The 19411-nt window shown below is 54.2% G+C and carries 20 protein-coding genes and 1 pseudogene; 19 read left to right on the top strand and 2 right to left on the bottom strand.

All coding sequences use genetic code 11. The annotated features are described in order from the left end of the window. Positions 1-252: 252 nt before the first annotated feature. From HMPREF3050_RS03840 to HMPREF3050_RS14160, 15 genes and pseudogenes are all read left to right on the top strand, one after another. On the top strand, positions 253-2265 hold the full coding sequence (locus tag HMPREF3050_RS03840) for an LTA synthase family protein (RefSeq protein WP_070773535.1): 2013 nt from the start codon (positions 253-255) through the stop codon (positions 2263-2265). Positions 2266-2599: 334 nt separating this feature from the next. Then, entirely contained in the window at positions 2600-3037 is a 438-nt protein-coding gene (locus tag HMPREF3050_RS03835; protein WP_049223758.1) for an acyl-CoA thioesterase, read from the top strand. Between the two features lie 66 nt (positions 3038-3103). Next, a complete protein-coding gene (locus HMPREF3050_RS03830) occupies positions 3104-3694 on the top strand; it encodes a LolA family protein (protein WP_049223760.1) in 591 nt (196 codons plus the stop codon). Positions 3695-4012: 318 nt separating this feature from the next. Further along, entirely contained in the window at positions 4013-4921 is a 909-nt protein-coding gene (locus HMPREF3050_RS03825) for a flavodoxin family protein (RefSeq protein WP_070773533.1), read from the top strand. A gap of 37 nt (positions 4922-4958) precedes the next feature. Continuing rightward, positions 4959-5378 carry a nuclear transport factor 2 family protein gene (locus tag HMPREF3050_RS03820; protein WP_070773531.1) on the top strand — a complete coding sequence of 140 codons (420 nt, stop codon included), beginning with the start codon at positions 4959-4961 and terminating at the stop codon, positions 5376-5378. A gap of 115 nt (positions 5379-5493) precedes the next feature. Beyond that, positions 5494-5739, top strand: coding sequence for a GNAT family N-acetyltransferase (locus tag HMPREF3050_RS03815; RefSeq protein ID WP_070773562.1), 246 nt, complete (start codon positions 5494-5496; stop codon positions 5737-5739). A gap of 85 nt (positions 5740-5824) precedes the next feature. Further along, on the top strand, positions 5825-6982 hold the full coding sequence (locus HMPREF3050_RS03810; protein ID WP_070773529.1) for a beta-ketoacyl-ACP synthase III: 1158 nt from the start codon (positions 5825-5827) through the stop codon (positions 6980-6982). A 27-nt stretch (positions 6983-7009) separates the two neighbouring features. Then, complete coding sequence (locus tag HMPREF3050_RS03805; RefSeq protein WP_070773527.1) at positions 7010-7408, top strand: DarG family dialkylresorcinol biosynthesis protein; 399 nt, start codon at positions 7010-7012, stop codon at positions 7406-7408. Positions 7409-7535: 127 nt separating this feature from the next. Beyond that, the gene (locus tag HMPREF3050_RS03800; protein WP_070773525.1) at positions 7536-8528 is read left to right on the top strand and encodes a BtrH-related acyltransferase DarH; all 993 of its coding nucleotides are present in this window, start codon (positions 7536-7538) and stop codon (positions 8526-8528) included. An 81-nt stretch (positions 8529-8609) separates the two neighbouring features. After that, positions 8610-9353, top strand: a complete 744-nt coding sequence (locus HMPREF3050_RS03795; RefSeq protein WP_070773523.1) for an SH3 domain-containing protein — start codon at positions 8610-8612, stop codon at positions 9351-9353. A gap of 45 nt (positions 9354-9398) precedes the next feature. Continuing rightward, positions 9399-10142, top strand: coding sequence for an SH3 domain-containing protein (locus HMPREF3050_RS03790; RefSeq protein ID WP_070773521.1), 744 nt, complete (start codon positions 9399-9401; stop codon positions 10140-10142). 45 nt (positions 10143-10187) lie between these two features. After that, positions 10188-10931: an SH3 domain-containing protein gene (locus HMPREF3050_RS03785; RefSeq protein ID WP_070773520.1), complete on the top strand. Its 744-nt coding sequence runs from the start codon at positions 10188-10190 to the stop codon at positions 10929-10931. Positions 10932-10959: 28 nt separating this feature from the next. Continuing rightward, positions 10960-11874, top strand: coding sequence for an ABC transporter ATP-binding protein (locus HMPREF3050_RS03780; RefSeq protein WP_070773518.1), 915 nt, complete (start codon positions 10960-10962; stop codon positions 11872-11874). Beyond that, complete coding sequence (locus tag HMPREF3050_RS03775) at positions 11871-13124, top strand: ABC transporter permease (RefSeq protein WP_070773516.1); 1254 nt, start codon at positions 11871-11873, stop codon at positions 13122-13124. Before HMPREF3050_RS03780 ends, HMPREF3050_RS03775 begins: the two co-directional genes overlap by 4 nt. After that, positions 13124-13267, top strand: a pseudogene (locus tag HMPREF3050_RS14160) (transposase); the annotation flags it as partial. The gene HMPREF3050_RS03775 and the pseudogene HMPREF3050_RS14160, both read left to right, overlap by 1 nt. Before the next feature lie 201 nt (positions 13268-13468). On the opposite strand, the gene HMPREF3050_RS03770 reads toward HMPREF3050_RS14160, so the two are convergent. Continuing rightward, positions 13469-13924, bottom strand: a complete 456-nt coding sequence (locus HMPREF3050_RS03770) for a DUF6636 domain-containing protein (RefSeq protein ID WP_003777618.1) — start codon at positions 13922-13924, stop codon at positions 13469-13471. Between the two features lie 32 nt (positions 13925-13956). Then, complete coding sequence (locus HMPREF3050_RS03765) at positions 13957-14358, bottom strand: hypothetical protein (RefSeq protein WP_070773560.1); 402 nt, start codon at positions 14356-14358, stop codon at positions 13957-13959. A 303-nt stretch (positions 14359-14661) separates the two neighbouring features. On the opposite strand from HMPREF3050_RS03765, the gene HMPREF3050_RS03760 reads away from it, so the two are divergent. From HMPREF3050_RS03760 to HMPREF3050_RS03745, 4 genes are all read left to right on the top strand, one after another. Beyond that, complete coding sequence (locus HMPREF3050_RS03760) at positions 14662-14952, top strand: phosphopantetheine-binding protein (protein WP_003763573.1); 291 nt, start codon at positions 14662-14664, stop codon at positions 14950-14952. Continuing rightward, positions 14949-15983 (top strand): beta-ketoacyl synthase N-terminal-like domain-containing protein, encoded by a 1035-nt coding sequence (locus tag HMPREF3050_RS03755; protein ID WP_070773515.1) that lies wholly within the window; start codon positions 14949-14951, stop codon positions 15981-15983. Before HMPREF3050_RS03760 ends, HMPREF3050_RS03755 begins: the two co-directional genes overlap by 4 nt. Beyond that, complete coding sequence (locus HMPREF3050_RS03750) at positions 15965-16699, top strand: hypothetical protein (RefSeq protein ID WP_070773513.1); 735 nt, start codon at positions 15965-15967, stop codon at positions 16697-16699. The genes HMPREF3050_RS03755 and HMPREF3050_RS03750 overlap by 19 nt, the downstream gene beginning before the upstream one ends. A gap of 199 nt (positions 16700-16898) precedes the next feature. Beyond that, positions 16899-19244, top strand: coding sequence for an MMPL family transporter (locus HMPREF3050_RS03745; protein ID WP_070773511.1), 2346 nt, complete (start codon positions 16899-16901; stop codon positions 19242-19244). The last annotated feature ends 167 nt before the right edge of the window (positions 19245-19411 follow it).

The raw sequence follows: 19411 nt of genomic DNA, 5'->3' as shown, positions 1-19411 counted from the left end.
TGTCCTGATTTAAATTTAATCCACTATAAAACCGCCCAAACTGGTTTAACGAAAATCCAAATACCCATACAGTGGCGCGACCCTTCCTACGCCAACGAAGTTGCATAGAAACGCCGAATAAAGCAGCGTCTGAAGCCCCTCCTATTCCCGATAATCCTTTGCCATATCTTGAAAGCCATACCGCTAAACCGTAAAATCACACCTTACCCAACTTGATATAAATTTACATCCACCCCATCTTACCCGCCAATTATGATGACCCGCCTTACCGCCTATCGGAAAACCATCCTCATCTGCCTGATTTTATGGGCATCCATCGTCGCCGTTTTCTCCGCCGAACGTTTCTTCATGCTGCACCATTTCGTTTCAGACGACATCCGCAGCCGTTATGCGGGCGATTTGGCGGCTTTGTTTGTCAAAGGGCTGTTGTTCGACATCAAAATCGCTTCCGTTGCCACCGCCTTCCCCTTCCTGATCGGGCTGTTCGGACTGGCTACGCAGAAAACCGCCGCCTTTACCCTACGCCTCCTGCCTACCGTCGCAACCGTCCTTTTCCTGACCGCCTTCTCCGCCGCACTGGGCAACTGGTTCTATTACAGCGTTTACGACCGTCAATTTGACGTCTTCGTCTTCGGACTGGCGGACGAAGATACCCGCGCTGTCCTGAAAACCGTCTGGTCGGACTATCCCGTCATCCCCTGTCTTGTCGCCTTGATTGCCGCAGCTTTCGTTTTCGGCAAAATCTTCAGCCTCATCCGCCGCCGCACCCGCTTTCAGACGACCTCATGGGGGAAAACCGCTTGGATTGCCGCCATCCTCTTACCCGTCCTCGCGCTTGCCGCAGGCATACGCGGTTCGTTCGGCAAATTCCCCCTGCGTCAGACCGCCATGCAGATTTCCGCCGCACCGCAAATCAACAAACTCGTTCCCAACGCCCTGACCTCCCTAAGCTGGGCAGTCAACGAATACCGCAACAGCAACGACTTCCATCCCGTCTCCGATGAAGACGGCAGCCGGCTCATCAGCACCCTGCTCGATAAAAAAACTGACGCTGACTTGACCCAACTCTTTACCCAAACCGCCGCAAACGCCGCCGTCGAAAAACACCGTCCTAACGTCGTTCTCACTGTCATGGAAAGCATGAGCGCACATCTCTTGAACATGGACAATCCCGAACGGGACCTCTTGGGCGAACTGGGCAAACACTGGCAGCAAGACTGGGTGTACCGCAAATTCGTTTCCGAGGGAGACGGCACCAGCGACACCCTGCACCGCTTCTTCGTCCGCAGCCCGCGCCTCAACCTCAGCCAATCCCTCGCCAAAAACAAAACCTCCCCCGGCAATATGTTCAAACCCTATCTCGATGCCGGCTACCGCGTCGTCTATATTACGGCAGGCAACGGCGGCTGGCGCGATTTCGACACCTTCCTGCGGCACTTGGGCGTCAACGAAATCATCGATGAAAACACCCTCAAAACCCACTATCCCGAAGCAAAATCCGACACATGGGGCGTGCCCGACGAATTCATGTTCCGCTATGCCGAAGAAGAACTCGCGCGCGCCGAAAAAAGCGGCACGCCCGTATTCATCATGATGATGTCCGTGACCAACCATCCGCCCTACCGCCTGCCCGCGCCGCATCAGGCGAAAAACTTCCGTTTGGACGAACAAGAGCAAAAACGCCTTGCCAACCTCGCCTCAGGCAAAGAGCTGAATGAAATTTTCAACACCTTCCGATACAGCAACGACCAACTCGGCCGCTTTATCGGCAAAGTGAAAACCATCGCGCCCGACACCATTATCGCCGCCACCGGCGACCACAATATGCGCGCCATCGGCTATCCCGAATCCGCCGATGCCGCACTCGGCCACAGCGTCCCCTTCTACCTTTACGTCCCGCAAGCCTACCGCGGCAGCGCCGAATACCATCCCGAACGCGCAGGTTCGCACAAAGACATCCTGCCGACCCTCTACAACTTAAGCCTATCCAAATCGCGCTACTACCAAACCGGCTGCAACCTCACCGCACCGCAACCCGATTCCGCATGGTGTGGCTACGGCTACAACCCCGAAGTCATCATTACCGAACGCGGTTTCTATCATCAACACAGCAAAGCATTCCACAAATGGGACAACAAAAACATCCAAACCGCCGAAAGCCGCCCAAGCACGCCGGATAACGAAGACCAAGCCATTATCCGCCGCGCCTCGGCATATACGCCGTTTCTTGAATGGCAGATCAACCGGATTATCAGCACCCAATAAATCCGTTTATCGCCAAAGGTCGTCTGAAAAGTTTCAGACGACCTTTTTGCAAACCAACCATACCCCAGGCACTCCCGGCTTAAAGCAGATGCCGAACCATATCGTCATAGTGTAGTAAAATATAGTGGATTAACTTTAAATCAGGTTCAGCACCTTAGAGAATCGTTCTCTTTGAGCTAAGGCGAGGCAACGCGCCGTACCGGTTTAAAGTTAATCCACTATAAAACACACCTCAAACATCGCACCACATTACATCCGCGCAAACAACGCCTTACCGTTTGGCGGCAAATCCGCTATATAATCTATGCCGCTTGCGCCCCACACAAGGAATCTCATGAAAAAACACATCTACTGCCGCCACAGCTTTGAAATCGAAGTCCAGTTTTTCGATGTGGACGCCATGCACATCGTCTGGCACGGCAACTATGTGAAATACCTCGAAACCGCCCGCTGCGCCTTTTTGTCCGCCATCGGCTACGACTACAATGAAATGGCGCGGCAGGGATACAGTTGGCCGATTGTGCAGATGAACCTCAAATACATCCGCCCCGCCCGCTTCGGCCAAAAAATCCGCGTCGATATGGAGATCGTCGAAATCGAAAGCTGCCTGCGCATCGACTATACGATTTATGATGCGCAAACCAACGAAAAGCTCAACCGCGCTTCAACCACCCAAGCCGCCGTTTCGCTGGCAGACGGCCTGATGCAGTTTCAGACCCCGCAAAGCTGGCTGGATGCCGTGCAAACCCATCCGACCTTTACCCCTGCCTGACCTTCCCGTTTTCAGACGACCCCGACCCTTAAGGTCGTCTGAAAAACAAACCTGAAAAGGAACAACATGAAAAAAACACTTACCGCCCTCTTCCTGACCCTCGCCAGCCCCGCCTTGTGGGCGTTTTCCACCGCCGAACTCGCCCAAACCCTGCAAAAACCGTCCAATGTACAGGGCGCGTTTACCCAGCAGCGGCAGTTGAAATCCCTGAGCAAACCGATGGTTACGGGCGGAAAATTTGTCCTGATTCCGAAAAAAGGCCTGTTGTGGCAAATGCAGAAACCGTTTGAAACCACCCTGCGCGTGCGTGCGGACGGCATCATGCAATGGAACGGCAGCGCATGGACCAACCCCAACCAAGGCAAGGTCGGACAAAGTCAGCAAATCAAGCTCTTCCTCGACCTGCTCGGCGGCAACACGCAAGGCTTGGAAAAACAATTCAACCTCGCCCTCTCTGGCACGGAAAAGCAATGGACGCTGAATTTGACGCCGAAAACCGCCGTTACCCGCCAAATTTTCAATCACATCGTTATCAGCGGCGACAGCGTGGTGCGCAAAATCGAGTTGGACGAAAAACAAGGCGACAAAACCGTGATGCAGTTCAGAGAAGTGCAAACCGGCAAACCGCTGGACGATTTTGCCAAAAAAGCCCTGTAAGCGGCGTCATCCGACAGACCTGCAAAGTCATTCTGTCCACTTTTGAAGAACTTACCTGTCGGCTTGCCGCCCGCGTTTTTCCTCTCCGCATGAGAGGTTGAGCGAGGGCGGTAAGCCGCAGGTTTGCATTTTATCAGGCAGATATTTTTGCCCTAAGCCCAGTGATTTCAGGGTATGTCTTTGCCTCAACTTTCACGTCGACTGCCTTTTTCAGACGACCTCCATTTATCCCACCCTATTGTTCTTTAAATAATTTTACAAAAAAGCTATAATAACCAATCATCAAATAATTTTTGTTAATACATAAAGGGAAACGACGTGAAAAAAGTGCTGCTGGTGTATTACTCGCAAACCGGACAGCTGGCGGAACTGGTGCGGAATTTCGCCGAACCTTTGCAGCAGGGCGGTGTCCATGTGGATTGCGTGAACCTTGAACCGCAAGAGCCGTATCCGTTTCCGTGGTCGTTTTGGCGGTTTTTCAACACCTTTCCCGAAACCGTCCACCTGAAACCTGCGCCGATTCTGCCGCCCGCCATTCCCGCCGACGATTACGACGTCGTGGTTATCGCCTATACCGTCTGGTTTCTCTCGCCCGCGCAGCCGATTACCGCCTTCCTGCAACGGGAAGAAACCCGCCGCCTGCTCAACGGCAAACCCGTGGTAACGCTTATCGGCTGCCGCAATATGTGGTTGGGCGCACAGGAAAAAATGAAGTCGCTTTTGGCACAAAACGGCGCGAAACTCATCGGCAACATCGTCAAAATCGACGCATGCAACAGCGCCGCCAGCTTCATCACCACCCCCGCATGGCTGCTGTCGGGCGACAAACAATACTTCCGCGCCCTGCCCTCCGCCGGCATCGCAGACGGAGAGCTGGCCGACGCGGCGCGCTTCGGCGCAAAAATGCGGGATACCCTGTTGCAAAACAAAACCTTGGACGAAACCCTGTTTCAAAACATGGGCGCGGCCAAGGTGAACGAAAAACTGATTTTCAGCGAAAAAGCCGCCGGACGCAGCTTTTTCCTGTGGGGCAGGCTGCTGATGGCCGCCGGACGTGTGTCCCCCCTGCTTCGCCGCACCCTGCTGTGTTTTTATATCCTGTTTCTGCTGGCGATGATTCTGGTGTTGGTACCGGTGAGCGTATTGGTGAAAAAACTGCTGCATCCGCTGCTCAAAGGCCGTCTGAAAAAACTGGCGGATTATTACGGCCAACCTTCCGGCGGATGAATCGGATTGCGGGCGGCAACCTGTAAGGAGAATGTATATGGACGATTTTGAACGCATTTACCGCGACTGGCACGAATATGCCAAAAACCGCGACACCGACGCGCTGATTGCGCTGTATGCCGACGACGCCGTATTTGAAAGCCCGCTGGTGCCCGCGATTATGGATACCGACAGCGGCATCCTGTGCGGCAAGGCCGAAATCCTGCGTTTCTTACAGGAAGGCACGCGCCGCCGTCCCAACGATTTGGTGCGCTGGTATCGAGACGGCTGCTATTTCGTTACGGGCGATACGCTGGTGTGGGAATACCCGCGCCAAACACCCGACGGCGATCAAGTGGATATTTTGGAAGTGATGCGGCTGGAAGGCGGCAAAATCAAGCACCACCGCATTTATTGGGGCTGGTTCGGCACGCAAATGCTGACAGCTTCGGCACTCGCCAAAGCGGTTAAGGCTTGACGCCGGAAGCCGCACCGACGTTGGCAGAGGCCGTCTGAAAACGACCAAAATGTTTTACAGCAACGGCCGACGACAGTCCTGTTTTTCAGACGGCCTCAAATACAGAAAGCACTCCATGCCCGAAGTGATCCATTACCCCGAACGCCGCCGCTTCCAAATCGACATCAACGGTTTGGAAGCAGGCTACATCAGTTATACCGATCACAACGGAAGCTGGGACGTAGACCATACCGAAGTTTCGCCCAATTTCCGCAATCAGGGCATTGCCCGAATGCTGGTGGATGCGTTAACGGCATATGCCGAAGCGCACGGCATCCCGCTCACCGCAAGCTGCGATTACGCGGCGCGGTTTATCGGCTGACCACTTACCATAGTGAGACAAAATAAAGAAAAGGCAAGGCAACGCCTTGATATTTCTATTTTGTTTCGCCATACAACCCAAAACCATGATTCCAAATAACACACTCAAAAACGTTTACCTCAACCGTACCGCCGCCTTCCTGCCCAACATGCCCGTCGGCAATGATGCGATAGAAGCCGTACTCGGCATGGCGGGCGAGCTGCCCTCGCGCGTTCGGCGCATGATTTTGCGTTCCAACGGTATCCAAACACGGCATTACGCCATAGACCCCGACAGCCGCCGCGCTACGCATACCAATGCCGAACTTGCCGCCGAAGCAGTCCGCCGGCTGTTCGCACAAGGCATCAAACCCGAAGACATCACCAGCCTGTCCTGCGCGACGTCCTACCCCGACCAAACCATGCCCGGACACGGCGTGATGGTACACGGCCTTTTAGATATGCCCTCCTGCGAAGTATTGAGCATGGCGGGCGTGTGTGCGGCAGGCATGGCGGCGATGAAACACGCCTACAACGCCGTCCGCACCGGCGAACATGCCCACGCCGTCGCCGCTGCGTCGGAAAACGCTTCGGCGGTGATGCGCGGCGAAGTGTTCCAACACGAAACTGACCATAAAAAGCTGGAAAACGCCTCCCCCGAAATCGGTTTTGAAAAAGACTTTTTGCGCTGGATGCTGTCGGATGGAGCGGGCGCGGCATACTTGTCCGACCGCCCCAATTCAGACGGCCTCAGCCTGAAAATCCGCTGGATAGAGCTGCTCTCCTACGCCAACGAAATGCCGCCCTGCATGTATGCCGGCGCAGAATTCCGCGACGGCGTGTTCGAAGGCTGGAAACACGCCGACCCCGAATACAGCCGCCGCCACAGCCTGATGGCGGTCAAGCAGGACGTAAAACTATTGAACGAAAACATCGTCCGCTACACAGTGGAAAAACCGCTCGCGCAAATCGCCGCCAAACACGGCATCCGCGCCGACGAAATCGACTGGCTCCTGCCCCACTATTCTTCCGGCTTTTTCCGCGACCGCCTTTCAGACGGCCTGAAAAACATCGGCTTTGAAATCCCGCAGGAAAAATGGTTTACCAACCTCTACACCAAAGGCAACACCGGCTCGGCATCGATTTACATCATCCTCGAAGAATTTATGCGCACTTTCCCACTGGAGCGCGGTCAAAAAGTTTTGTGCTACGTTCCCGAAAGCGGGCGTTTCTCAACTTGCTTTATGCTTTTGGAAGCGGTATAGCAAACTGAAAAAAGGTCGTCTGAAACTATGGAAATCAAAGACATCCCGCAAGATGACAGCGAAAGCTACCACGGACATCTGAAAGTCATTTACGGCACGCGCGACGGGCGTTACGAAGCCGCCACCAGCAGCGGCTGGCAGGACGAAGCCTACGCCACCGAAATGGCGGTCGCCGAACTCGACGAACAAACCCGCGCCGCCCGCGAAGCGGTGGCACGTGGCGAATATTCGCCGCTGTATTACCATATGTTCCGCTTCCGCCACGACGAAGCCGGTTTGGCAATGGCCGCGGGCGTATGGAAATGGCAGCTCCGCCGCCACCTGCGTCCCGAAATCTTCGCCAAGCTGCCCGACAAAACCCTGCAAAAATACGCCGACGCGCTGCAAATCAGCATAGACGAATTGAAGCGGATGGACGCGGATTAAGGCGAACCGACCTTTGCTAACGGCGGCAACCTGCCCTGATTTGTTTTTCAGACGACCTCATCTGCGTTTAAAACGCAGCCGCCTAATTATAAAAATACTTCTAAACAGATATCTGATTGATAACCCCATGACCGAATTCCCACACCAGCATACCGCCCACTGCGAAAGCGGCGTAATGTCCACGCTGCTCAAATACCACGGCCACGACTTGGACGAAGCCATGATCTTCGGCATCGCCCATGCGCTGACCTTTGTCTGGCTGCCCGTCGTCAAACTGGGCGGCATGCCGCTGGTTTCCTACCGCATCGCACCGCGCGGCATCATCAAAAACACCTGCAAGGCATTGGGGCTGAAATTGTCCGCCCGCAAATTTTCCAATGCCCAAAAGGGACAGGACGCGCTGGATGCCGCGCTTTCATCGGGCAAACTGGCGGGTTTGCAGACCTCCGTATTCTGGCTGCCGTATTTCCCGCCGCAAATGCGTTTCCATTTCAACGCACACAATCTCTTGGTGTACGGCAAAGACGGCAGCGACTACCTTATCAGCGACCCCGTGTTTGAAACGGTGCAGCGCTGCGCCGCCGAAGATTTGCAGCGGGCGCGTTTCGCCAAAGGCGTATTGGCCGCCAAAGGCATGATGTACACGCTGGAAAACGACAGGTCGTCTGAAAAAGTTAAGGCCGACTTACCTGCCATCATCCGCAAAGCCATACGCAAAAACGCCAAACAAATGCTCCCGCCCGTTTTTTTCGTCGGCGTAAAAGGCATCCGCACGTTGGCAAAAAACATCGAAGCCCTGCCCGCCAAACGAAATGAAAAATACCAAAAGCTGTTTCTCGGCCATCTCGTGCGGATGCAGGAAGAAATCGGCACCGGCGGCGCGGGTTTCCGCTATATCTACGCCTATTTCCTCGAACAGGCCGCCCGTATCTGCGACAACCCTGCATTTCAGACGGCATCGGAACAAATGACCGCCATCGGTGACCAATGGCGGCAGTTTGCAGCGATGTGCGTGAAGCAGTGCAAAAAGCCGTCTGAAAACGGCTGCCGCGAAATCGCCGCGTTTTTGCGCAAGATTGCGGACGATGAAGAAGCCTTGTGGCGGGGATTGTTGAAATAATGGGGAATCATGCGGCATAACTCAATCCGCCGCATACAGTTTTGAAATTAGGTCGTCTGAAAACTCAAAGAAATGATAAAAATGCGTTACTTAGCTGCTCTCTTATTATTGTGTTCCGCCCTAACCCATGCCGCACCGCCGAACGGCTTTGCCTTGGTTCATGATGCCGACGGACATACCAACTTACGCGAAAGCCCCGATTTGAATGCCAAAGTCTTGGCAAAAATCCCCAACGGCACACCGTTGAAATGTTTGGGTGATGGTGGCGAAGGCAGTTTGAGTTTCTGTACTGCCCAACTGCAACAACCTGCCGCAGAAGACTACGGTTTCATCCATTACAGCCGTCTGATATTTCCCGCCTCCGACAAAAGCTTCGTCCGCCTGCGCGAACAATCCGGTCGCGACGATACGCTGACTTTGTCCGGTAGCGGACAAAAGGTACACATCGTTGCCCGCCGCATCCACCCTAAACGCAATGATTTCTCGGGTATCAACAAAGACAAATACACCGCGCGGCTCTATCAAGACAAACCGTTCTACGGCACAGACAGCACCATTCCGAAAAGCGTGTTCGCGCTTGAACGTATCACGCTAAACGGTCAAACGGTTCCCGCTGCCGAACTGCAAGGACTGTTCTCGCCCGATTTTGCCGCCACTGCACGTGGCAGCAATGTATATCAAGGCTGGGAAGCCTATTACCGCCGTACCGACAAGACACTTTATCTATTCGGCAGACAAGGCTCGGGTGCCGGTAGTTTCGATGTCTGCTTTATATTTAAGGACGGTAAATTCCAGCGCCGTTATTTGTGGGATGCTGCGCTATAAATATCGCTCGAAAAGGTCGTCTGAAAACTCAAAGAAATGATAAAAATGCGTTACTTAGCTACTCTCCTATTATTGTGTTCCGCCCTAACCCATGCCACCCCGCAGAGCGGCTTTGCCTTGGTGCATGATGCCGACGGACACACCAACTTGCGCAAAAGACCTGATTTGAATGCCAAAGTCTTGGCAAAAATTCCCAACGGTACGCCGTTGGAATGTGTGGAAGAACTCAGTGAAAACAGACCGGACTTCTGTTTTGTTCAGCTACAACAGGCAAACGCCGACGATTCCGGCTTTATCCATTACAGCCGTCTGATATTTCCCGCCGCCGATAAAAGCTTCATCCGCCTGCGCGAACAATCCGGTCATGACGATACGCTGACTTTGTCGGGCAACGGACAAACGGTACACATCGTTGCCCGCCGCATCCATCCAAAACTCAGCGACTTCTCGGGCATCAGTAAAGACAAATACACCGCGCGGCTCTATCAAGGCAAACCGTTCTATGGCATGGACTCTATGATTTCCAAAAGCGTGTTCGCGCTTGAACGCATCACGCTAAACGGTCAAACGGTTCCCGCTGCCGAACTGCAAGGACTGTTCTCGCCCGATTTTGCCGCCACTGCACGTGGCAGCAATGTATATCAAGGCTGGGAAGCCTATTACCGCAGCAGCGATAAGACACTTTATCTGTTTGGCAGACAAGGTTCAGACGGCAATCCTTTCAGCGTTTGCTTTATATTTAAGGACGGTAAATTCCAGCGCCGTTATTTATGGGGAGCTGCGATATAAATATCGCTCGAAAAGGTCGTCTGAAAACTCAAAGAAAAGATAAAAATGCGTTACTTGGCTACCCTCTTATTATTGTGTTCCGCCTTAACCCATGCCGCGCCGCCAGACGGCTTTGCCTTGGTGCATGATGCCGACGGCTACACCAATTTGCGCGAAAATGCTGATTTGAATGCCAAAGTTTTGGCAAAAATTCCCAACGGCACGCCGTTGGAATGTGTAGGCGAAGCCAGCAAAGACAATCCGAATTTCTGTACCGCGAAGTTGCAACAGACAGCAATCGGCGGTTACGGCTTTATCCACCGCAGCCGTCTGATATTTCCAGCCTCTGACAAAAACTTCGCTACACTGCGTGAACACTTCGGTCGCGACGACACACTGACTTTGTCCGGCAACGGTCAAACGGTACACATCGCCGCCCGGCGCATCCACCCCAAACGCAGCGACTTTTCAGGTACAGCCCCAAATAGTGACAACGCACCTCTCTATCAAGGCAAACCGTTTTACGGTACGGACGGCTCCATTCCGAAAAGCGTCTTTGCAATAGAACAGATCACGCTAAACGGTCAAGCAGTTCCTGCCGCAGAACTGCAAGGGCTGTTCTTGCCCGATTTTGCCGCCACTGCACGCAGCAGCAATGCGTATGATGGCTGGGAAGCCTATTACCGCCGCATCGACAAGATGCTTTATCTGTTTAATTCGGTGAATAACGATGCCGGTTCTTTCGGTATGTGTTTCGTATTTAAAGATGGCAAATTCCAGCGCCGTTATGTGTGGACTGCATTACTATAAATATTCATTAAAGGGCAATTTGGAAACCATGATTCAAATCCAATCCCTCTCCCACCGTTATCCCAAAGCCGAAACCGCCGCGCTGGACAATGTGTCGTTCGATATTGCCAACGGCGAATGTTTGGGGCTGCTCGGCCACAACGGTGCGGGGAAAACGACGCTGATGTCGCTTTTGGCCGGCTTGCAGGAAGTACGGCAGGGTGAAATTTTGTTTGACGGCAAGCCGTTGCGCCTGTTGAGCCGCAGCGAGCGGCAGAAAATCGGTTTGGTGCCGCAGGATTTCGCGTTTTATCCGCAGCTTTCTGTGTGGGACAACCTGCTGTTTTTCGCTTCGCTTTATAAAGTGCGCGACAAAGGCCGTCTGAACGCGCTGTTGGAACAGACCGACTTGACCGCCCACAAAAACAAGGCGGCAAAGCATCTTTCGGGCGGGCTTAAACGTCGTCTGAATTTTGCCATCGGCTTGATTAACACGCCGCAACTGGTATTCCTTGATGAAATCACGGTCGGCATCGACCCGCAGTCGCGCCGCTTTATCCTCGACAGCGTGGCGGATTTGACACGGCAGGGAGTAACGGTGGTTTACACCTCGCACTATCTGTCGGAAATCGAACAGCTTTGCGGCAAAATTGCGCTGCTGCAACACGGCAAACTGGTGTACCACGGCGGTTTGGACGAGCTTTTAAGCACGCAAACCGGTGTCGTGCGTTTTACCGTCGAACCGCCGCTGCCGCCTCAGACGCTGGCCGCCTTGGGTGCAAAACAAGCGGACAGCCGCGGCATGATGGAAACGGCGCACGATGCCGCCACCGTTTACGCCGCCCTGCAACAAAGCGGCGCACAAATCCGCTACTTCCAGCAGGGACACGGTTCGCTGGAAACGTTTTACCTTGATTTCCTGCGCAAAGACGAACCGGCAACAGATAAGCAAAATCCACAATGACGACTTCCTCCCTCCTCAAAGAACTCAAACTGCTCTGCCGCGACCTGCACGGTTTGGCCGTGTTGTTTGTGATGCCCATCGCCTTCATGCTGATTATGTCGTTGGCGCTGAGCCGCGACCAAGACCCGCACACCGACAGCCGCATCGCGCTGGTCGGCGCGGCAGACGACAGCGTCAATACCGCGCTGGCCGCCGCATTGGAAAAAGAGCAGATTCATGTTACGCGGATGTCGTCTGAAAAACTGACCGACGCACAAAACGGCCTGCACGACAAGCGTTTCCAACTGGTGCTGCACAACCCGAATCCCGCTGCCGGCAAAATCGCCGACAACAAAGCCTTGCAAATCTATGTACCGCCCGATACCGAGCCTTCGTGGCTGGCGGCGGTTAAAGGCGTTTTGCAGCAGCACTACACCCAAACGCGGCTGGACGCCTATTTCGACAACAACGACGGCATCAAAATCGACAATAAAAAACTGCCCCGCTCCATCCGCAAAGACATCCAGAAAAAAGTCGATGAAAAAAACGACGAACAATTCGCCGCCGTACGCAGCTTTTTAGATAAAAAAATGCTGGAAGAACACTATCTGAGCGCAGGCAGCGGCACAGTGGAAAAACCCAACGCCGTACAGCACAGCGTACCCGCATGGCTGATTTTCGGTATGTTTTTCATCATGATACCGCTGTCGAACGTCATGGCGCTGGAACGCCAGACCAACACCATCACCCGCCTGCGTCTCGCCCGCGCCTCCGCGTTCGGCCTGATTGCCGCCAAACTCATCCCCTATTTCCTGATTAACCAGCTTCAGTTTGTCGGAATGCTGCTGCTCGGCCGCTACCTGCTGCCCGAAATCGGCGTGCCCGCCCTCATACTCAACGGCAGCCTTGTTCCCTACGCGCTGTTGTCCGCCGCCGTCAGCGCCGCCGCACTCGGCTACGCGCTTTTGGTCAGCGTCTGCGCCAAATCCACCGAACACGCCGTCGTCCTCGGCGGCGGCGGCATCATCCTGATGGCGGCAATCGGCGGCATAATGGTACCCGCCCACATCATGCCCGAAACCATGCAGCAACTCACTTGGATTTCCCCGATGGCATGGGGCTTGAAAGCTTTTCAAGAACTGCTGCTCAATCGCAGCGGACTGGACGGAATCGGCCGCTACCTCATCCTGCTGTCCGCCTTCGCCGCCGCCACCCTGACCGCCGCCGTGCTGGTTTACCGCAGGCAGTTGCAGACGCAGGTGCGGTTTTAAAACTAGAAGCTACTAACAACCTCATCAAAGTCATCAAGCAAAACGCTTTCGGCTTTCGGAACTTTGACAATTTTAAAACTAGAATCCTCATCGCTTTGAACATCAAAAAGGAGAGGACTGATTTAGTCCTCTCCAGATTATAACTTTTCATCAACCCACTACAGTTGACAAAGAGTCTAAAAAACCTTGTCAAAACCATAAAAAAGGCTGTCCGAAATTATGTTTAAATTTCGGACAGCTTTTTTTTAGAGCTATAACAATTTCAAATTACTTCGATAATCAAGACAACCCCATAGCAACTCTATTGTTAACCCCATCAGGTAAACATACGGCCACTATATGTATTAAAACAACTTCTGCATTTTTTGGCTAACCTTAAACCCATGTTTATCTTGATTGGAGCAAGTCACTTCCGAACCAGAAGCCGTACATTGCCAGCCATTGCCTTTCACTGTTTCTCCGTCTTTCAAGATACGGGCTTTGGGATTAAAAGGAAAATCACTGTGGCAAACCATATCTGCTTTGCCGGTTTTACCTAAGAAAAATGTTCCGCCCCATTCGAGGTCGCAATCCTTGGGACGCGGTAAAACAGGTTTGCCTTTAATTTCAGTCAGACATGATATACCCTGAGCCAAATCAGATGTTTTCGCATCGCCGCCGCAATAAATCTTACCGTTTCCGGCACGAAAATCGATGTTATACAGCCCGCTATTTATCTCATTTTCAGTTCCTTCCGAAGAAGGTGCCGCAAAAGCTGCAACCGAGAAAGTGAGCGATGTCAAAATAAATAATTTTTTCATATAAAGATTCCTAATATAGTGGATAACAGAGGTTAAAAACGTTTCAAGGCTTTCAGATGCGCTTGTGATTGTTCAATGCTGCATTTAAGGATATACCAATCAGCCGCAGATTTCAGATCAGTGTCATTTGTCGGGTCAGAGCAAAGTTGCTCTTTATACTCCCCCCAAGTTTTACGCACCTTATTAAAATAAGAAGCCGGCAAACCATGTAAGGCAGTATCTTTGTTCTTTACCCGTTGGTACAGTATTTTATATTGTTCATCAATTTCTTTTTCCAGACGCCCATCCAGTATATCTAAGCAATCGTAGTCAACCTCTTCAATATTCTCCAGCATAATCTTAGGGCAAACATCTTTATTATGGGCAGCATTTTCTTGCGCATAACAAAAAGCCGTACCCATTAAAGCCACAGAGAAAAACAATACTTTTTTCACTTTTTCAATGTTCCTTAAATTTGTAAAAAATCGGCGCATTATAACCACACCGGCAGCATGATGCATAATGTATCAATGTTTAGCCATCCATATTTTATCTGCTTTTTCTAAATAAAACCCAATCATTTTAAGTTTCTTTATCACTCAGTTTTAGCAAGACATTTGCATTTGAGCGAGATAGGCAGATAGAGGCATGGTAAAATTCTGTATGCGAAAATTTGGATTATATCGGTTTGGAGAACCTTCAGGTTATCCGAAACTATAAGCCGACATCCATCCCCACCCCAAACACGAAAGCAAAAAATGTCCTACACCTTTACCTTGGCAGAACACGCGCTGGAAGCGGAATTGAAAAAGCTGATCCTGCAAGAAGCCGACAAGACCGATGATGTTGCCGCTGAAGACTTTACCGACGATGCGCCGTTGTTCGGCGACGGCAGCCCTGTCGATTTGGATTCGCTCGACGCGCTGCAAATCTGCGTCGCGCTGCAACAGTATTTCCAAGTGCGGCTGCAAGGCGACCGTATGGTGCGCAAACATATGATGTGCGTGCGCGATTTGGCGGCGTTCGTCCGCGCGGAGCATGGAGCGTGAGCTGGGTTTGCGGTACGGCGGCCACCTCCGCGCTGAATCCGCAGGCGGATTTCAGACGACCCGATGCGGTGTCTTATACGTTTTTAACCCAGCCGCAGCAGGCCGCTTATTTCCGTGCTTTTGCCGACGACAGCTTGGGAAGTACCGCTTTTGCGGATATTGCCGAACAACATTTGCGCCGCGCCGCCGAAGATGCCGGATGGCCGTCTGAAAGCTGGCATGCTGCGCCAGTGTTCATCGGTTCAAGTTCCTACGCCATCGCCGAATACGAAAACCGCCGCCGCGCGGGCGATACGGACATTGCGGAACACGGTTTGCTCTATCTTGCCGAAGATTTGCGCAAACGCAGCGGCAACCGACAGATTTTCAGTTTGGCGACTGCCTGCACTTCGTCCGCCCATGCGCTGATTCAGGCAGACAATTGTTTGCGCGGCGGAGCGGAACGCGCCTTTGTTCTCGGCATCGAAAACCTCAACCGCCTGACCCTGCTGCATTTTCACAGCTTGGGTTTGTTTACCGAACGCTATCAGCCCTTCGGCGGCAACGGTCTGATTTTGGGCGAAGGTGTCGCCGCACTCGCCCTCTCTGCCACGCCGCCCGATTGCGCAGGTCGTCTGAAACTCGTCGGCCACGCCGCCAATACCGGCAACGACCTGATTCAAAGCAACAGTAAGGCGTTGGAACAAGTTATCAGCCGCGCTTTAAACATCGCCGCCGTTGCACCCGAAAACATCGCCGCCGTCAAAACCCACGGCATCGGCACCGCCGACAGCGACGCCGCCGAACTGGCTGCACTGGAAAACGTGTTCGGCACCCTGCCGCCGCTGATGGCGTTCAAAACGCAAATCGGCCACACCCTCGGCGCAACCGCCGCCCTCGAAACCGCGCTGCTCTTGTCCGCCCTGAAACAAGGCGGCGGCACCGATTATCAAGGACGCGAAATCCGTTTTTCAGATGACGTTTTCTGTCTCGCCAACCATTTCGGTTTCGGCGGCAGCAACACAGCTATGGTATGGCAATGGCAATCATAAATCCCGACATCCGCATCACCGCTGCCGCGCGTTTCGACACCGAAGCCGCCGTCGGCAACAAAATCCTCAAACAAACCTTGCAGCAGCAAAGCGGCGCGGACGCCCGCCGCCTCAGCCGCCTGAGCCTGATTGCCGCACTCGGCGCAGGCCTGCTGCGCGGACAAGGCGAAATCCGCCCCGATTGCGCCGTCTTCCTCGGCACGCCGTTTTCCTCGCCGTCCGTGTTTGAAAAAATGGCGGACAACGTGCTCAACCACCATGCCGCCATGCCTTTCGACTTCATCGCCAACCTGCACAATGCCCCCGTTTTTCATGCCGCACAAATCCTAGGCACGCACGGCGCAACGTTGGCGGTTGCCACCGAACGCCATTTGGAAACCCGTTTCCACCCCCTGCTGCTCGCCGCACAATCCTTGCAAAGCGGCGGACAGGCCGCGGTCGGCTGGGCATACGAACACCAAGCCACCCACGCCGATACGCACGAAGGCAGCATTTGGATTTTGCTCGAACACGGCGCGGAACACGGCGTTCCCGTTACCTTGGGCGGACAAACTAAAGAAGCTGAAAGGCCGTCCCGTCAGGCGGCTGCGCACTCTGAAACGCAAGGATATTATTGGCAGGATGTTGCCGATTGTTTGGAAACATTGTGCCTTGCCGACGGTTTGTCATCCGACAAACCCGACCCAATCATGATGGCGCGCGCAGAAATCCTGTGAGTTTGCACACGCGAAACGTGTTCCGAAATACGCCGCTGCCTCCGTGCCGACAGGTCGTCTGAAAATCCGAAACTGTCTTCTGTTTCAAACACATTTTCAGACGACCTGTTTCTTTCCCCTGCCGATTATCCATTCGGATTGTCAATGCACCCGACTTCCCCATAAAATGCCGTAGACACACTTCAAACCCATTTGAAAAATGATGACTACCTACCGCCGCGCCTACACCGTCCTCACCGCCCTGCTGACCCTGTTCCTCATCTACACCGTCTCCACGCAAAATTGGCTGCAAACCGACCTGACCGCGCTGCTGCCGAGCGAACAGCAGCCTGACATGCTTTTGACGGCGGCGGACAAGGCGGGCGAAGAGCAGTTGAACACGCAGGTGATTTTGCTGGCGGGCAGCAAAGACGCGGAAACGGCGTTTCAGACGACCTCCGAGATTGCGGCTTTGTGGCGTAAAAGCGGCGTGTTTGAGCAAGTGGACAGCAGCGTGACGCCCGACTTGGACAAGGTGCGCAAGGACATCGGCAAGCTGGGGCTGGCGCTGCTGCCAAACGAACAGGTGCGCCTGCTGTTTGAGCATCCGCAAGCGTATTTTCAGGCGCGGGCGGAAGCGGCGGTCAACCCGTTTGCCGCACCCTCGCCTTTGTCTTTGGAACAAGACTGGCTGGGCTTCGGGCGTTTTGTCGCAAGCAAAGCGAATCCGCAAAGCCGCTTGCAGTGGAACATGGACAACGGGATGCTGTTCACCGAAGGCGATGACGGGAAAACTTGGGTTTGGCTGCGCGGACGGCTGGCGGCGGGCGACAATTTTTCCGGCAACGACGCCCTTCTGCCGCTGATGGCGGAAAGCCGCAAACTGGCAAAAGCCAAAGGCGCGGACACGTTGGCGGCAGGCGGCGCGCTGTTTGCCGCCGCGTCCAAAACAGAGGCGGAGCAGGAAAGCCGGATGATGAGTACGGTGGGTATGCTGCTGACCTTCGCGCTGCTGCTGTGGGTATTCCGCAGCGTCCGCGTGTTCTGGCTGACGCTGCCTTTGGCGGCAGGTATGCTGACCGGTCTGGCGGCGGCTTTGCTGTTCTTCGGCGAAGTGCATATCCTGACCATCGTCATCGGCACGAGCCTGGTCGGGATGCTGGTGGATTTCCCGCTGCACTGGCTCGCGCCTTCGGTATTCGGCACACGGGCGAAAAACGGCAAAACGGCTTTTTCAAACAACCCTGTCTGGCAGGCAGAACCCGCCATGAAACATGTCTTGCCGAGCTTTACCGTCAGCCTGCTGATTACGGTATTGGGCTACGCGCTCTTGTGGTTCACGCCGCTGCCCGTATTGAGGCAGACCGCCGTGTTTTCAGGATTTGCGCTGGCGGGCGCATTCGGCGCGACGGTATTGTGGCTGCCGCCGCTGTTTCAGCGTTACCGTGCCAAAACCGTGCCATTTGCCGCGCTGACCGAACGGCTCTACGCGCTGTCGGGTCGTCTGAAAATCCGTCTGCACAAACGCGGCTGGCTGATGGTCGGCGGCGTATTGCTGGCGGTCGGACTGTGGCGCAGCGACTGGCGCGACGACATCCGCCAATGGGTCAACATGCCGTCTGAAATGCTGGCGGAAGTGCAACGCATCGGGCAGTTGAGCGGCGCGGATTTCGGCGGCAAATACTTAGTTGCCGAAGCGCCGAGCGAAGACGCTTTGTTGATGAAAACCGCCGAACTCAGCCGCGCGCTGCAACCTTTAGTCGCGCAAGGCAAGCTCGTCAGCTTCCAATCTCCCGACCAGCTCCTGATGCCCGTATCCGAACAGAAAAAACTGCAAAACCGCCTGCGCGAGCTGTCCAAGCTGCCCGAAAGCCGCCAACCGCTCGTCGATATCGGCATTCCGCACAAAACCCTACGCAACGCGCTGCTGCAAGCCGCCGATGCGCCGCCGCTGACGCTTGCCGACGCGCTGAAAACCGATTTGGCGGAAGCCTGGCGGCCGCTGTATTTGGGTGAAGTCGAAAAAGGCCGTTTCGCCGCCATCGTGCGCCTGAACGGCATGACCGACGACACCGCTGTCCGCTCCGCCGCGCAAAGCGTAGCGGGCGTACATTGGGCGGACAAACGCGCCCACCTGAACGACCTTTTCCACCACACGCGCAATCAGGCGGCGTGGCTGAAACTGGCATCCTACGCACTGGCATGGCTGGTTTTATGGCGTATGTTCGGCATGAAGCGCGGCACCAAAATCCTTGCCGTACCGCTTGCCGCCGCCGTCTGCACCGTCGCCGTACTCGGTCTGGCAGGCATCCCCGTCAGCCTGTTCGCCATGTTCGGCCTGCTTTTGGTGTCCGCCATCGGCGTCGATTACGCCGTCTATGCCCTCACCGCGCGACACAGCGCCCCCGCGCGGCTGGGCGGGATGCTGCTCGCCGCCGCCACTACCGCCATCTCCTTCGCCCTGCTCGCCCTAAGCGGCACGCCCGCCGTCGCCGCCTTCGGCATTACGGTCACGGTCGGCGTAGCGTTCAATATCTGGCTGGCGGGGGCTTTGTTGAAAGATTGATGTTTAAAATTTAAAAAAACAAAAAGGTCGTCTGAAAACGGGTATGGCGGATTTTGCGCCAACCTGTTTTCAGACGACCTTTTTGACAATATCAAACGTAATCCGGCTGCGCTGTCCTCTTGCCGAACATAAGTAATTTATAGTGGATTAACTTTAAACCAGTACGG

Source organism: Neisseria sp. HMSC065D04 (genome assembly GCF_001815675.1).
Lineage (GTDB): Bacteria > Pseudomonadota > Gammaproteobacteria > Burkholderiales > Neisseriaceae > Neisseria.
Note: the sequence above shows the minus strand (reverse complement) of the source record. Positions and strands in the feature narration are given on the sequence as shown.